General features: G+C 60.9%; 11 protein-coding genes. 6 read left to right on the forward strand and 5 right to left on the reverse strand.

Annotated features, from left to right (window positions below; all coding sequences use genetic code 11):
* The first annotated feature begins 20 nt into the window (after positions 1-20).
* Together AC3IP0_RS00855 and AC3IP0_RS00860 are read left to right on the forward strand one after the other, a co-directional pair.
* Entirely contained in the window at positions 21-269 is a 249-nt protein-coding gene (locus tag AC3IP0_RS00855) for a helix-turn-helix domain-containing protein (RefSeq protein ID WP_489327773.1), read from the forward strand.
* The gene (locus AC3IP0_RS00860; protein ID WP_489326448.1) at positions 262-1,494 is read left to right on the forward strand and encodes a type II toxin-antitoxin system HipA family toxin; all 1,233 of its coding nucleotides are present in this window, start codon (positions 262-264) and stop codon (positions 1,492-1,494) included. Before AC3IP0_RS00855 ends, AC3IP0_RS00860 begins: the two co-directional genes overlap by 8 nt.
* Here the strand turns inward: AC3IP0_RS00860 and AC3IP0_RS00865 are convergent, their stop codons facing one another.
* Positions 1,495-2,499 (reverse strand): AraC family transcriptional regulator, encoded by a 1,005-nt coding sequence (locus tag AC3IP0_RS00865; protein WP_489326450.1) that lies wholly within the window; start codon positions 2,497-2,499, stop codon positions 1,495-1,497.
* 100 nt (positions 2,500-2,599) lie between these two features.
* On the opposite strand from AC3IP0_RS00865, the gene AC3IP0_RS00870 reads away from it, so the two are divergent.
* On the forward strand, positions 2,600-3,673 hold the full coding sequence (locus AC3IP0_RS00870) for a fatty acid desaturase (RefSeq protein WP_489317887.1): 1,074 nt from the start codon (positions 2,600-2,602) through the stop codon (positions 3,671-3,673).
* A 131-nt stretch (positions 3,674-3,804) separates the two neighbouring features.
* Here AC3IP0_RS00870 and AC3IP0_RS00875 read toward each other — a convergent pair whose 3' ends face one another.
* The 3 genes from AC3IP0_RS00875 to AC3IP0_RS00885 are packed head-to-tail and all read right to left on the reverse strand — an operon-like array spanning position 3,805 to position 7,841.
* Positions 3,805-5,415 (reverse strand): arylsulfatase, encoded by a 1,611-nt coding sequence (locus tag AC3IP0_RS00875; protein ID WP_489326451.1) that lies wholly within the window; start codon positions 5,413-5,415, stop codon positions 3,805-3,807.
* 15 nt (positions 5,416-5,430) lie between these two features.
* Entirely contained in the window at positions 5,431-6,246 is an 816-nt protein-coding gene (locus AC3IP0_RS00880) for an ABC transporter ATP-binding protein (protein ID WP_223457285.1), read from the reverse strand.
* Positions 6,243-7,841 carry an ABC transporter permease gene (locus tag AC3IP0_RS00885; RefSeq protein WP_489326453.1) on the reverse strand — a complete coding sequence of 533 codons (1,599 nt, stop codon included), beginning with the start codon at positions 7,839-7,841 and terminating at the stop codon, positions 6,243-6,245. Before AC3IP0_RS00885 ends, AC3IP0_RS00880 begins: the two co-directional genes overlap by 4 nt.
* Before the next feature lie 279 nt (positions 7,842-8,120).
* On the opposite strand from AC3IP0_RS00885, the gene AC3IP0_RS00890 reads away from it, so the two are divergent.
* Positions 8,121-9,134, forward strand: coding sequence for an ABC transporter substrate-binding protein (locus tag AC3IP0_RS00890; protein ID WP_489317890.1), 1,014 nt, complete (start codon positions 8,121-8,123; stop codon positions 9,132-9,134).
* A 79-nt stretch (positions 9,135-9,213) separates the two neighbouring features.
* Here the strand turns inward: AC3IP0_RS00890 and AC3IP0_RS00895 are convergent, their stop codons facing one another.
* Positions 9,214-10,134 carry a LysR family transcriptional regulator gene (locus AC3IP0_RS00895; RefSeq protein WP_477755169.1) on the reverse strand — a complete coding sequence of 307 codons (921 nt, stop codon included), beginning with the start codon at positions 10,132-10,134 and terminating at the stop codon, positions 9,214-9,216.
* A gap of 183 nt (positions 10,135-10,317) precedes the next feature.
* On the opposite strand from AC3IP0_RS00895, the gene AC3IP0_RS00900 reads away from it, so the two are divergent.
* Together AC3IP0_RS00900 and AC3IP0_RS00905 are read left to right on the forward strand one after the other, a co-directional pair.
* On the forward strand, positions 10,318-11,238 hold the full coding sequence (locus AC3IP0_RS00900) for a TauD/TfdA dioxygenase family protein (RefSeq protein WP_489326454.1): 921 nt from the start codon (positions 10,318-10,320) through the stop codon (positions 11,236-11,238).
* A 134-nt stretch (positions 11,239-11,372) separates the two neighbouring features.
* On the forward strand, positions 11,373-13,733 hold the full coding sequence (locus tag AC3IP0_RS00905; RefSeq protein ID WP_489326455.1) for a TonB-dependent receptor: 2,361 nt from the start codon (positions 11,373-11,375) through the stop codon (positions 13,731-13,733).
* Positions 13,734-13,744 lie beyond the last annotated feature (11 nt).

Raw genomic sequence — 13,744 nt, forward strand, 5'->3', positions numbered from 1 at the left:
ATACGATGCATGGTGGTGAAATGGAAAACCTTGGCAAGCTGATCCGAACGTTACGCAAGGAAAGAAAACTCTCCCAGCAGGCATTGGCACGGCAATTCGGAATGAGCCGGGCGACGATCTCCGGCATCGAAAACAACACCCTCTCCGAAATTGGTCTGCGCAAGGTCGAGGCGATCCTCAATGGCTTCGGTTATGAGCTGACTGCCGTGCCGCGACAGTCGAAGCGGCCGACGCTGGACACCCTCAAAAAGGTGGATTTCCATGGATGAGCCGCAGGAAAAGGATCGACTGGCTATCAGCGTTTCCAACAGTGCGGTGGGAGTCCTTGGCCGTGGTCAGTCACCTGTTGATACCGTGTTTGCCTACGCCGAAAACGCGCCCGAACAAAACGCCGTCTCGTTGACCATGCCGGTGCGGCTGGAGAGTTACGCGTGGGAACCAGGTGTTCCACCGGTTTTCGAAATGAATCTGCCTGAGGGAGCCCTGCGCGATGAATTGACTCGTCGCTTCAGCAAGGCCGTCCGAGGGTTTGACGATTTCTCGATGCTTGCCATCGTCGGCCCGCACCAGCTCGGAAGAGTCGGCATTTCAAAGGCGCCGGGGTCGGTCGACCAGCCACCTGAAACCAGCCTGGCGGACCTACTTGTACATGATGGTGCGCAAGGTCTGTTCGAAGACCTCTTGCAGACCTATGGCCAGTATTCAGGCGTTTCCGGTGTACAGCCGAAGGTACTGGTGCGTGACAGCGCGTCAACCATCGATCGGCTGTCCCATCGGGGGGCCACGCATCTGGTCAAAGCCTTTCGTCCTGAGCAATACCCGGAACTCGCTGCCAATGAATACTTCTGCATGCGGGCGGCGTTGCATTCGGGTCTTGAGGTGCCGAAGTTTGAACTCAGTGAGCACGACAAGTTTTTGATCGTTGAACGCTTCGACCTGAATGAAAAAGGTTACCTGGGGTTCGAGGACTTCTGCGTGCTCAATGCCTGGCCATCAAAAGCCAAATACGATGGTTCGTACGAAGGTGCGGCCAAGCAGATCAAGGCCTTTGTTTCTCCGCCTTTGCTCAATCAGGCACTGGAGTCGTTTTTCAAAATCGTCGCGCTGTCATCGGGTCTGAAAAATGGCGACGCGCACCTCAAGAATTTCGGCGTTCTGTACGAAGACTGCGGTGTCGATTCGCCAATCTGCCTGGCACCTGCCTACGACATCATCACCACGTCGGTCTACATCAAGACCGATAGCATGGCGTTGCTATTGGGCGGATCGAAGGCGTGGCCCAAGCACAAAATGCTGATGCGATTTGGTCGCTCCGCCTGCAATTTGACCGAGGGGCGCTGCAACGAATTGCTGCAACAGGTCATCCATGGGATGGCAATGGCGATGGGCGAGATGGGCCAACACATAAAGGCAAACAGTGCCTTTGCCGAGGTTGGAGAGGCGATGCTGGAGCAGTGGAACGAGGGTATTGCGCGCAGCCTGGTCAAAGGCTGATCAGCGCAACCCATCCCGAAACTGCCCCGGCGTCATCCCGGTCCAGCGCTTGAAGGCGCGGCTGAAGCTGCTGGTGTCGGCAAACCCGAGCAGATAACTGATCTCGCTCAACGAACATTGCGGGTCACGCAAGTGCAGCAGCGCCAGATTTTCACGGCTTTCGTTGAGCAGCGTATCGAACCGGTAGCCTTCATCGGCCAGGTGCCGTTGCAGGCTGCGCAGGCTCAGGTGCAGGGCCTTGGCGATGTGTTCGGCGCTGGGTTCGCCTTCGGGCAGTTGTTCTTCAATGGCGTCGCGGACCTTGCGCTCCCACGTCAGCGGCTTGAGTTGCGCCAGGGTGCGCTTGAGCACGGTTTCATTGTGTTCGGCCAGCTCCGGATTGGCATCGTCCAGGTGGCTGTCGAAGTCGACGAGGGCGAATTCCAGTCGATCCTCGTCGGCGCCGAAGTGCACGGGCGAGCGAAAGACTTTATGCCATTGATGCGCGTCTGCCGGCTCCGGGCGGCGCAGGTAGGTCGCTAGTGGTGCGTATTCACGGCCCAGGCGATTGCGGCAGGTGCGCACGTAAATCGCCATGAACGCATCGATGGCTTCAAAGGCCGGGGCCGGGTTGCCGGACGGGATTTTCAGGCGGAAATGGTAGCGATCCTCGGCGCGGGTCAGTTCCAGCTCCAGGGCATCGCTAACCACCTGGTGATAGCGCACGATGCGCTCGAACACTTCCCGCAGGCTGCCGCTGGCCACCAGTGCATAACCCAGCGCATGGAAGGTGGTCGGGCTGACGAAACGCGACACCCGTAAACCAATCGCCGGATCGCCGCTGGCCTGCACCGCCAGATTCCACAGGTGCGTGGTGCCCGACAGCGGATAGCGCGCGTTCGGGTCGTCCATCAGTTGCGGGTCGAGCCCCGCTTGATGGCACAGGGCGGTGCTGTCAATGCCCAGGGCATCGAGTTGCTTGCGCAGGGCGCGGGTCCAGCTGGCGAGGGAGGTCGGTTCAGTCATGCTGATTGGCGCTTCCAGTCAACAGGTTGGCGTTCTCGGCTACCGCGTTGCGAAGGATCGCAAGGCAGGATGCAACCATCAATAACCAGAGGATGGAAGCATGGACCGTACTTCTGCAAGCCCCCAACGACTGAATGCAGCTCAACGATCGGCCCATATCCGTGAAGTGGTGCTCGCCAGAGGCGTCGAGCTGCGCGAGCAATACCCGATTCTCAAGCATCAGGACGCCCTCGGCGCGGGCATTCTGAGCTTCGCCATCGCCGGTATGGTCGGTTCGGCGGCGCTCTACATGAGCGGGCACATGGCCTGGTGGGCGTGCCTGCTGCTCAACGCATTTTTCGCCTCGTTGACCCATGAGCTGGAACACGACCTGATCCACAGCATGTACTTCCGCAAGCGGAAGGTGCCGCACAACCTGATGATGGGCCTGGTATGGCTGGCGCGGCCGAGCACCATCAATCCGTGGATTCGTCGCCATCTGCACCTCAATCACCATAAGGTGTCGGGCTCTGAAACCGATATGGAAGAACGCGCCATCACCAACGGCGAGCCATGGGGCATCGCGCGGTTTTTGATGATTGGCGACAACATGATGTCGTCGTTCATCCGCATGCTGCGGGCCAAAACCTGGGCAATGAAGTTCAGCATCATCCAGCGCACCCTGAAAGTCTACGCACCGCTGGCGCTGGTGCATTGGGGTGCGTGGTACGTGTTTCTCGGTTTCCACGCAGCGAACGGCGTTGCGCATCTGATGGGCGCACCGATCGAGTGGTCGGCGACAACGTTGTCGGTGATGCAGGTAATCGACATCGCGGCGGTGGTGATCATCGGCCCGAATGTGTTGCGCACGTTCTGCCTGCACTTCATCAGCTCGAACATGCACTACTACGGTGACGTGGAGCCGGGCAACGTGATGCAGCAGTGCCAGGTGCTGAACGCGTGGTGGCTGTGGCCGTTGCAGGCGTTCTGCTTCAACTTCGGCAGCAGCCACGGGATCCATCACTTTGTGGTGAAGGAACCGTTCTACATCCGCCAGTTGACTGTGCCGGTGGGGCACAAGGTAATGCGCGAGATGGGCGTGCGGTTCAATGATTTCGGCACGTTTGCGCGGGCCAACCGGTTTGAGCGCAGGGAAGACGTGGCTGCGCAAAAGGTGCGTACAGTCGGGGTTTGATTGTGTGTGTTTGATGGCCCCATCGCGAGCAAGCTCGCTCCCACAGGGTTTGTCGGTGTGAATGCGATCTTTGCATCACATCGGCCGGTGTGGGAGCGAGCTTGCTCGCGATAGCGGTGGTTCAGACTGAATCAATCCGGCTGAAACGGCGACTCACTCAGGATTACCCCAGTCTCATCCACATACCGCTGCCAATGCTCGATCAAGGCACCGAGCTTGTGCGGTTGGCTCGACGCCAGGTCATGAATCTCCCCCGGATCACTGCCCAGGTCATACAACTGCCAGGTCGCCGGCCCCACCGGTCCCGGGATGTACACCGCCTTCCATTGCCCTTGCCGAATCGCCCGTCGCCCAAACAGCTCCCACCCGGTGACGGTGTGCTCGTCATGCACTTGCGCCGTCTCACCCGACAGAAACCCAAGCCACGACTTCCCGCGAACTTCCGCCACGGGTTTGCCGTGCCATTGCTTGCCCGGATGGCGCACGCCGGCAAGATCCAGAATGGTCGGGGTGATGTCCATCACCGTGCCAAACCCATGGCTGATCTGGCCCTTGAGCGGTAGCTGGGGGTAGTGCACCAGCGCCGGAACACGGATCCCGCCTTCGGTGGTGAAGGCTTTGAACAGTCTCGACGGCGCGGTCGCCACTTGCGCCCAGTTCGGCCCGTACCAGACGTAGGAGTTGGCGCGGCCGATGTTGTCCAGGCTGTTGTCGTAATGCTGGTTGAGGTAGGTCAGCAATTGCGGGCCGAATTTCGGAAAGGCTTCGAGCAGCGCCCCTTCGGCGCCGTTATCGGACATGAACAGGATGAAGGTATTGTCCAGTTGCCCTTGCTGGCGCAGGTAGTCGACGACGCGCCCGATGTTCCAGTCCATGCGCTCGACCATCGCCGCGTAGACCTCCATGGCCCGCGCAGAAATTTGCCGTTGCTCGTCGCTCAGGGCATCCCACTGTGCAGTCAACTGGATCAATGGATGCGGCTCGACATCGGCCTCGATCAGCCCCAGTTTCTTGAGTTTTTCCAGGCGCTCAAGGCGCAGTACTTCAGGGCCGGCGTCATAACGCCCGCGGTATTTTGCCACCACCTCGGCCGGCGCCTGCAACGGCCAGTGCGGCGCGGAAAACGGCAGGTAGGCGAAGAACGGCCGAGTCTGGTCGCGCTCCTTGAGGTATTGCAGCAGCTTGTCGCCAAAGGCGTCGGAGGAATAGAAATCCTTGGGCAGTTCATCGATGAATTGGTCGTCTTCGATGTACAGCGCCGGGGTGGATTTCAGCAGCCGTGGCGTCGTTTCATCGTAGGTCGGCTCGAAGCCGTAATGGTTGGCCGCACCGGGCAACAGCGAGAACGAACGCTCGAAACCCCGGGCGTGAGGCGCCAGCTCTGCGGTCAGGCCCAGGTGCCATTTGCCGCTCATCAAGGTCTGGTAACCGGCCTCGCGCAGCAACTCGGGCAGGGCGACCACGCGATCGTTCAGGTGCCCTTCGTAACCCGGTTTGCCGATCAGGTCCGGGGTCAATGCTTCGGCCATGGTGCCGATGCCGGCGATGTGGTGGTCGGTGCCGGTGAGCAGCATCGAACGGGTCGGCGAGCAGGTCGGCGCGGTGTGGAAGTCGGTCAGGCGCAGGCCATTGTTGGCCAATGCATCGAGGTTCGGCGTGTTGATTTCGCCACCGAAGGCGCCGAGGTCGGAAAAGCCCAGGTCGTCGGCCAGGATCACTAGAAAGTTGGGACGTTGCGGCATCAGGAATTTCCTTTTTCAGTAGGCAATGAAGGACAGCGGCAGGTCGCGGACCTGCACCGGCACGGGGGGCTGGTAGTGATCGTCGCTGGTGAGTTCGTGAAGCAGTTCCTCGCGCAGCTGGTGGAAGTCGAAACTGCTGCGCTGGCGCGGATGGGGCAGGGCGATGTCGACCACTTGCTTGATCCGCCCCGGACGGGGCTCCATCACCACCACGCGGTCGGCGAGGAAGATCGCTTCCTCGACATCGTGGGTGACCAGTACAGTGGTGATTTTTGCCCGGGCGCGGATCGCCAACAGTTCGTCCTGCATCTGCTGGCGGGTCAGCGCATCGAGGGCGCCGAAGGGCTCGTCCAGCAGCAGAATCCGTGGGCTGGCCACCAGGCCACGAGCGATGGCCACGCGCTGCGCCATACCGCCGGAGAGCTGGTGCGGATAGGCGCGGGCGAAGTCGCTCAAGCCCACCAACTCGATGAAATCGCTGATGCGCTTGTGCTTTTGCGCAGCGCTCAAGGGCTCGTTGACCAGGCCCAGGCCAATGTTGTCGGCCACGCTCAGCCACGGAAACAAGCGGTGTTCCTGAAAGACGATACCGCGCTCGCCGCCGATGCCGGTGACGGCTTTCCCGTCCACGCTGATCTGCCCGCGAAACTGCGTATCGAGGCCCACCAGCAGCCGCAGCAAAGTGGATTTGCCGCAACCACTGGAGCCGACGATGGCGACGAACTCACCCTCGGCGATGTCCAGGTTGAATTCGCGAATGGCCTCCAGTTCGAAGCCGTCGACGTCAAAGGTTTTACCCACGTGATTGAAGCTGACAATCGGTGCGTTCATGCGTGTCTCCAGCGAGTGGCGCGGATTTCCAGGCGTTGGCCAATGAGGTTGAGCAGCGCACCGGTCAGGCCCACCAGCAGCATGCCGGCCATGATCAGGTCCATGCGCAGCAGTTGCTGGGCGCCGATCATCTGGCTGCCGATGCCGCCGTTGGACGGCATGAAATATTCGGCGCCGACGGTGCCGAGCCAGGCGTAGATCAGGCTCAATCGAAGTCCTGCAAAAATCCCCGGCGCCGCGCCCGGTAGCACCAGTCGACCCAAGCGTTGGCGCAGATTCAGGCGCAACACCTGCGCGGCCTCGTTCAGTTGCGGCGACAGGTGGGCGACGCTGCGTTGGGTGGCGATAAACAGCGGGAAAAAGGCGGCGAGGGCAACGAACACCCACTTGGCCAGTTCCCCCAGACCGAACCACGCGGTGAGCAGCGGCACCCAAGCGAAAATGGCGATTTGGCGGATGGCGGCGAGGGTTGGGCCGAGCACGCGTTCACTGGTGCGCGACAACCCCAGCAACAGCCCCAAGGCAAACCCGAACCCGCCACCGAGCAGCAATCCGCCAAGGGTTCGGCCCAGGCTCAGGGCCATGCCGCCAAGCAGTGTGCCGTCGAGCAAACCGTCCTTTGTGGTCTGCAGGACGGCCAGCGGGCTGACCAGAATGTTCGCGTCAATCCACTGTTGATCCGAGGTCAGTTGCCACAAGGCCAGAAGCGTCAGTGGCAGCAGCCACGGTTGCAAGCGCTGCCAACCTTGATAACGCGGCCCGCGACGGATTTCGGCGGTGGCCGGGTGCGGCCAGTGCACCAGTTTCCTGTCCAGCAGACCGATGCCGCGATCCATCGCCACGCCGATCAAGCCGATCACCACGATGCACACGAACACGATGTCGAGCATGAACAGCTGCCGCGCCCAGACCATCAGGTATCCGATGCCTTCGCTGGATGCGAGCAGTTCGACAGCGAGCAGTGAAGTCCAGCCGGCGGCCAGCGCGAGGCGCACACCGGCCATGAATGCCGGCAGCGCGGCAGGCAGCACCAGGCGCCGGATCAACAGGTGCCTGGGCAGGCGCAACACGGCGGCGGCTTCGCGCAGCTTTGGTTGTGCATCGCGCACGCCGACCAGCGTATGCAGGGTCACCGGCACCACGATGGCCTTGATCAGCACCACCAGTTTCAGCACTTCGCCAATGCCGAAAAACACCATGAACAATGGAATCCAGGCCAGGGTCGGGACTTGCGCCAACCCGGCGAAGGTTGGAAATACCAGGCGCTCCAGTCGACGACTGAAACCCAGCGCCGCACCCAAAACCGCACCAGCGCTGATCCCGGCCAGCAGCCCCCAGAACAAGCGTTGCAGGCTGATCCACAAATGACTCCACAACTCGCCTTGGGACAATTCCACCGCACTGTTCCAGACCAGGGTCGGCGCCGGCAGGATCTGCTCGCTCATCCAGTGATTGCGGCTGGCGAGCCACCAAAGGGTAAACAGGGTAACCGGCAGCAACCAAGGCAACAGCCGACGATTCAGACTGGGCCAGAGGCGCTGGTTTTCCAGTGGTGGCGCGGCCAGCGGCAGGCTGAGAAGGGAAACACGGGCCATGGGTGACCTCCGTTGTCGGTGTATGCAAAAACGATCTATAAAAATTCAAATCAATGCTATTGAGAGATAAGCCAAGCCATTTAAGGCCTCCAGCTCAGCTGCATCCAATGCATTCGAAGAATATTTTCGATGCCGTTCCTGCATACCTGGCCAAGAGCCCCGGATGCGTTGATATAGATCTAAATAGTCTAAAAATGTGAATTTATAGTATTTAAGTGTTGGTTCCACTTCGGCCTACTTTCGGCTCCTCAACGCCCGTTGCCCCAAGGAGCTGCACCCATGAACCTTCCCTTCAAACGTGTCATCAGTCTGTTCGCCGCACCGGCCCTGGCAGGGCTGCTGGCTTTCACGGCCAACGCCGGTGAGCTCAAGGAAATCCGCATCGCGGTGCCGGACCTGAGTGCCGGGACCCAGCACAGTGGTGGCGGTGTCGTGGATGTGCTGCGTGATCAACAAATCTTCGAAAAGGCTTTCGCCGATCAAGGCATCAAGATTCAGTGGAGTTTCTTCAAGGGCGCAGGCCCGGTGATCAACGAAGCGTTCGCCAACGGTCAGGTTGACCTGGCCTACCTCGGCGATCTGGCGGCCATCATCGGCAAGTCCAATGGCCTGGATACGCGACTGCTCAGTGCCTCGGCGCGGGGGGTGAAGCATTACCTCGGCGTGGTGCCGGGTTCGGGGATCAAGACCCTGCAGGACCTCAAGGGCAAACGCGTGGCCATCTTCCGTGGCACCGCCAGCCAGTTGTCCTTCGATGCGGCGCTGGCCAGCCAGGGGTTGAGCGAGAAGGATGTGAAAGTCATCAACCTCGACTTCAACGCGGCGGTCGCGGCGCTGGCGGCGAAGCAGATCGATGCCTCGTGGGGCGGTTCCGGGCTGACGGCGCTGCAAGCCAAAGGGCTGGCCGAGTTGCCGCTCAATACCAAGGACCTGGGCGGTGCCGGCAGTGTGCAGGCGGTGCTGATAGGGACCGGGAAGTTTGTCGATGCGCATCCGGAGGCGGTGGCGAAACTGCTCAAGGCCCAGCAGCAGGCCGTGGAGTGGCTGACCCAGGACAGCAACAAGGACGCCTACATTCAGCTGGTGTCGGGGCTGGCGAGTTATCCGGCGGTAATTCTTTCTCAGGATTTGAAGGATCAGAAACTGAGCGAGGTGTTCCCGTCGACGCTTGACCCGGTGTTCCTGGGTAAATTGCAGGATGCGGTGGATTTGGCTTCGCAGCAAAAGCTGATTCGAAAGTCGTTCAAGGTCAGTGACTGGGTGGCGCCGGAGTTGGCTGCGGCCAAGCTCTGAAATCTCAGATGATCGCAGCCTTCGGCAGCTCCTACATCGATCAGTGTAGGAACTGCCGAAGGCTGCGATCTCTTGATCCTCAAACCGCAACGGCCATCTGCTGCCTGTCCACCGCCACCAACGTCTCGATCATCGCCCGCGCCGCCGGCGACAATCTGAACCCGGTGCGGCTGACGATCCCGCACCGTGCGTTCATGCTCTCGATGTTCTGCGGCAGGTTGCGCCAGTGCAGCAGCGCCAGTGAACCCTGGGCGATGTCTTCAACAAACGCCTCCTCAGTGCCCACGCCAATCGCATTCGATTGCAGCACCACTTTCACCAGCGCCGGGAAATGCTCGGTCTCGATGGTCGGTGAAAAATCCACCCGTCCACTGAGGTTCGCCAGCAGTTTGCGAATGCCTGGCGGGATCATTGTGGTTGCCAGCGGGTAATCGAACATGTCGTTGGTCGACAGGCTCTCCTTGGCCAGCAGCGGATGCCCGGGGCGGCAGAAAAATACGCCGCGCTTGGGTGTCAGGGCCTGGGTCTGGAAGTTCGGGTCGGACTCGAAATGGCGGATGTCGGCGATGAAGAACTCGATCTCCTCGCGGCTCAGCGCACGGCTGAGTTTTTCCCAGTTATCCACCTCGAAGCAGGTGCGCACTTTCGGGTGCGCGTTGATGAATTGCGCCACCGCATCCGGCACCAGTTTCACCGCCGGTGCCGGGCCGCAACCGAAGCGCAACTCGCCGGCATCGAGCTTGGTCATCTGCGTCACTTCGGCATTCAAGAGGGCCGCGCCTTGCACCAGACTGCGAGCATGTTGCAGCACTACCAGGCCTTCGGGGGTGGGGCGCAGGTCCTTGTTGCCACGGTCCACCAGGACGCAACCGAACTCGTGTTCCAGCCCCTGAATGCTGCGGCTGAAGGCAGGCTGGGTAATGCCCATGGCCTCGGCCGCGCGCACGAAACTGCGGTGTTCGTCGAGGGCGATGAAGTAACGCAACTGGCGAAGATCCATATGCTTTTCCGGCATCCTAAAAATAGCTCGAAGGCATTTGCGACGAGGGTTGACTGAGGTTTTAAATGCAACCTCTTATTCCGTCAACGAAGCATGTAGATATCTATTAGATCTAAATGGAATATAGATAGAGCAGTGTTTCGCGGCCGGTTCAACCGCAAGCAGTCTGATGAGGGTCCACCCATGAGCAATGCCGCTTTCGCAGTACAACCCGCTGTTCACGCGCTTGAAATCCATCCGGTGGCCGGTCGCATCGGTGCCGAAATCCGTGGCGTACAGCTTTCCGGCGAGCTGGATGCCGCCACTGTTGTAGCCATTCAACAGGCGCTGCTGCAATACAAAGTGATCTTCTTCCGCGAGCAGACCCAGCTCGACGATCAGCGCCAGGAGGCGTTCGCCCACCTGCTCGGCGAACCGGTGGCGCACCCGACCGTACCGGTGCGCGAAGGCACGCGTTTTCTGCTGGAGCTGGACGGTGCCGAGGGCCAGCGCGCCAGCTCGTGGCACACCGACGTGACCTTCGTCGAGGCTTACCCAAAAGCCTCGATCCTGCGCTCGGTGGTGGCCCCGGCTTTCGGCGGCGACACCCTGTGGGCCAACACCGCCACCGCCTATGACGGGTTGTCGGTGGAGCTGCGAGAGCTGGCCGACAAACTGGTCGCCGTGCACAGCAACGAATACGACTACGCCGGCACCCGGCCTGACGTCTCGGCCGAGAAGCTGGAGCGCTATCGCAAGATCTTCACCTCGACCGTTTACGAGACCGAACACCCGGTGGTCCGCGTGCACCCGATCAGCGGTGAGAAGAGCCTGTTGCTGGGGCATTTCGTCAAACGCATCAAGGGCTATTCCCAGGCCGATTCGGCGCACCTGTTCGGTCTGTTGCAGAGCCATGTGATCCGCCAGGAAAACATCGTGCGCTGGCGCTGGAAGGCCGGTGATGTGGCGATCTGGGACAACCGCTCCACCCAGCATTACGCGGTGGATGACTACGGGACCCAGGACCGAATCGTGCGGCGGGTGACGCTCAAGGGCGAGGTGGCGGTGGGTGTGAATGGGCAGGTCAGCCAGACGGTGAAAGGGCCGGACATCGACGGCGTTTGAGCCGACGCCTTCGCGAGCAGGCTCGCTCCCACACTGACCGTGTGAACACTGGAGATCCCCTGTGGGAGCGAGCTTGCTCGCGATGGCGGCCTGGCAAGCAACAAAGAATTTACTTTGATCGGGAACCCCGCCTTATGAGTCCGTTGCACCTTGCTCAAACCTCTTCACCCCAACGGCTCAAACGCCTGCCCCTCGCGCTCTTGCTGGCCGGCAGCGCCAGTTGGAGCCAGGGCTATGCGGCCGAAAGCACGCCCCCTGAAACCACCCCCAAAAAAACCGCCACGGCCGACAGTGCGCAATTGGAAACCGTGACGGTCACCACTCGCCGCCGCGAAGAAAGTTCGCAGGATGTGCCGACGCCCATGAGTGTGGTCAGCGGCCAGACCCTGGAAATCCAGCGGGTCTATCGCATCCAGGATTTGCAGCAGCTGGTGCCCAGCGTCAACGTCGCCTATATGCATGCGCGTCAGTCCAGCGTGTCGATCCGTGGCCTGGGCAACAACCCGGCCAGCGATGGCCTGGAAGGCAGTGTCGGCCTGTACATCGACAACGTTTACCTCGGCCGCCCCGGCATGGCCGTATTCGACCTGATGGACATCGAGCAGCTCGAAGTGCTGCGCGGTCCGCAGGGCACCTTGTTCGGCAAGAACACCACCGCCGGCGTGATCAACATCAGCACCCGCGCGCCGACCTTCACCCCTGAACGCAGCATCGAATCTTCAGTGGGCGAGGACGGATACTTCCAGACCAAGGGCACGATTTCCGGCCCGCTGAATGACGAGCTGGCGGGACGCTTTTCCGCGTATCGCACCCGCAGCGACGGTGATATCAAGAACGAATTCGACGGCCACGATTTGAACGGTGGCTCCCGCGACGGCTTTCGCGGGCAGCTGCTTTTCAAACCAAACGAGTCATTCAGCCTGCGCTGGATCGGCGACTACAACGAAGAAGATTCCAGCGCCGGCACCCGTGTGTTGTTCAACACCGGGCCGACCATCAATGGCACCAACCTTTACCAGCGCCGGGCCAATGCGGCGGGCGCGACACTGGTTGACGGCACGCACCGCAAGGTCAACCTGAACAACGAACAGCACGTCACCGTGCATCAGGGTGGCACATCGGTCGAGGCCAACTGGACGCTGCCGAGCGACTTCACCCTGACCTCTATCAGCTCCTATCGCTGGTGGAATTTCACCCCGCGCAACGATGACGGCCTGAACGTAACCGCCTTCTACAACGCCGGTGTTTCGGTGGAGGATAAGCAGTACTCTCAGGAGTTTCGCCTGGCGTCGCCTACCGGTGGATTCTTCGATTACGTGCTCGGCGCCTATTACTTCGGCTCCGATCTGGATAATAAATCCTTCGCCTATTACGGCCCGCAAGCGGACATCTGGAACGGCACGCCCATCGGTGCGCTGAATAACATCGACAGTGTCGGCAACGGTCATATCGAAACCAACAGTTTCGCGCTGTTCGCCCAAGGCACCTGGCACCTGACCGAGCGTCTGGATTTCACCGCCGGCCTGCGCGGCACCTATGAAGAGAAAAACGCCTGGGTCACCCGTGATGCACCGGTGGGTGGTGCAGCGGTCACCGGTGCGGCGGCCGCGGCTCGACGTGCTCGCGCCGGCGTCTTCGATTCCGGCGATTTGAATCAGTACAGCTCCAGTCCCTCGGGGCTGTTGAACCTCAGCTACCGCCTCAGCGACGACCTGCTCACTTACGCCACCTTGTCCCATGGCGAAAAATCCGGCGGGGTCAACCTGGCGGTGGGCACGGCACCGGTGGCCGGTGCCGATTCGCTGTTGATCGGCACCGAGCGCGCCAACAACGCCGAGCTCGGCTTCAAGAGCACCCTGTGGGACCGTCGCCTGCAACTCAACGCCAACCTGTTCTGGACCCAGGTCAACGGCTACCAGACCAACGCCTACGACGACGTCAATCGCGTGCAATACCTGACCAACGCCGGCTCCGTGCGCTCCCGTGGCGTGGAGTTCGAAAGCACCCTGATCCCGCTGCGTGGCCTGACGCTGAACATCAACGGCTCGTACAACGACGTCAGCTACCTCTCCTACAAGGACGCGCCGTGCCCGCCGGAAGTCAGCCTGGCGCCAGGTGCTCCGGCGTCCTGCGACCTCAGCGGCCATCAAGTGGTCGGTGCTTCGAAATGGATCGGCAACGCCAACGGCGAATACAAATGGAACCTGAGCAACGGCTTCGAAGAGTACGTCACCGCCAGCTATGCGTTCCGCTCCAAGGCGGTGGGCACGGTGGAAGATTCCGACTTCGGGCAGATCCCGAGTTATGCGCTGGTCAACCTGTCCACCGGCCTTCGCGGTGACTTCAACCAGGGGCAGTGGGACGTTTCGCTGTGGCTGAAAAACGCCTTCGACAAAACCTACTACACGACCCTGTGGACGGCCTCCAATGGCGGTTATGAAGGCCTGCTCGGCACACCGCGGACGCTGGGCGTGACCGGTCGATATGACTTCTGAGCAACCGGGGA

Source organism: Pseudomonas sp. GL_103, from assembly GCF_057835175.1.

Coding starts and splice junctions, on each gene's coding strand:
- AC3IP0_RS00855 (WP_489327773.1), top strand. CDS start 21: ATGGAAAACCTTGGCAAGCTGATCCGAACGTTACGCAAGGAAAGAAAA.
- AC3IP0_RS00860 (WP_489326448.1), top strand. CDS start 262: ATGGATGAGCCGCAGGAAAAGGATCGACTGGCTATCAGCGTTTCCAAC.
- AC3IP0_RS00865 (WP_489326450.1), bottom strand. CDS start 2,499: ATGACTGAACCGACCTCCCTCGCCAGCTGGACCCGCGCCCTGCGCAAG.
- AC3IP0_RS00870 (WP_489317887.1), top strand. CDS start 2,600: ATGGACCGTACTTCTGCAAGCCCCCAACGACTGAATGCAGCTCAACGA.
- AC3IP0_RS00875 (WP_489326451.1), bottom strand. CDS start 5,415: ATGCCGCAACGTCCCAACTTTCTAGTGATCCTGGCCGACGACCTGGGC.
- AC3IP0_RS00880 (WP_223457285.1), bottom strand. CDS start 6,246: ATGAACGCACCGATTGTCAGCTTCAATCACGTGGGTAAAACCTTTGAC.
- AC3IP0_RS00885 (WP_489326453.1), bottom strand. CDS start 7,841: ATGGCCCGTGTTTCCCTTCTCAGCCTGCCGCTGGCCGCGCCACCACTG.
- AC3IP0_RS00890 (WP_489317890.1), top strand. CDS start 8,121: ATGAACCTTCCCTTCAAACGTGTCATCAGTCTGTTCGCCGCACCGGCC.
- AC3IP0_RS00895 (WP_477755169.1), bottom strand. CDS start 10,134: ATGGATCTTCGCCAGTTGCGTTACTTCATCGCCCTCGACGAACACCGC.
- AC3IP0_RS00900 (WP_489326454.1), top strand. CDS start 10,318: ATGAGCAATGCCGCTTTCGCAGTACAACCCGCTGTTCACGCGCTTGAA.
- AC3IP0_RS00905 (WP_489326455.1), top strand. CDS start 11,373: ATGAGTCCGTTGCACCTTGCTCAAACCTCTTCACCCCAACGGCTCAAA.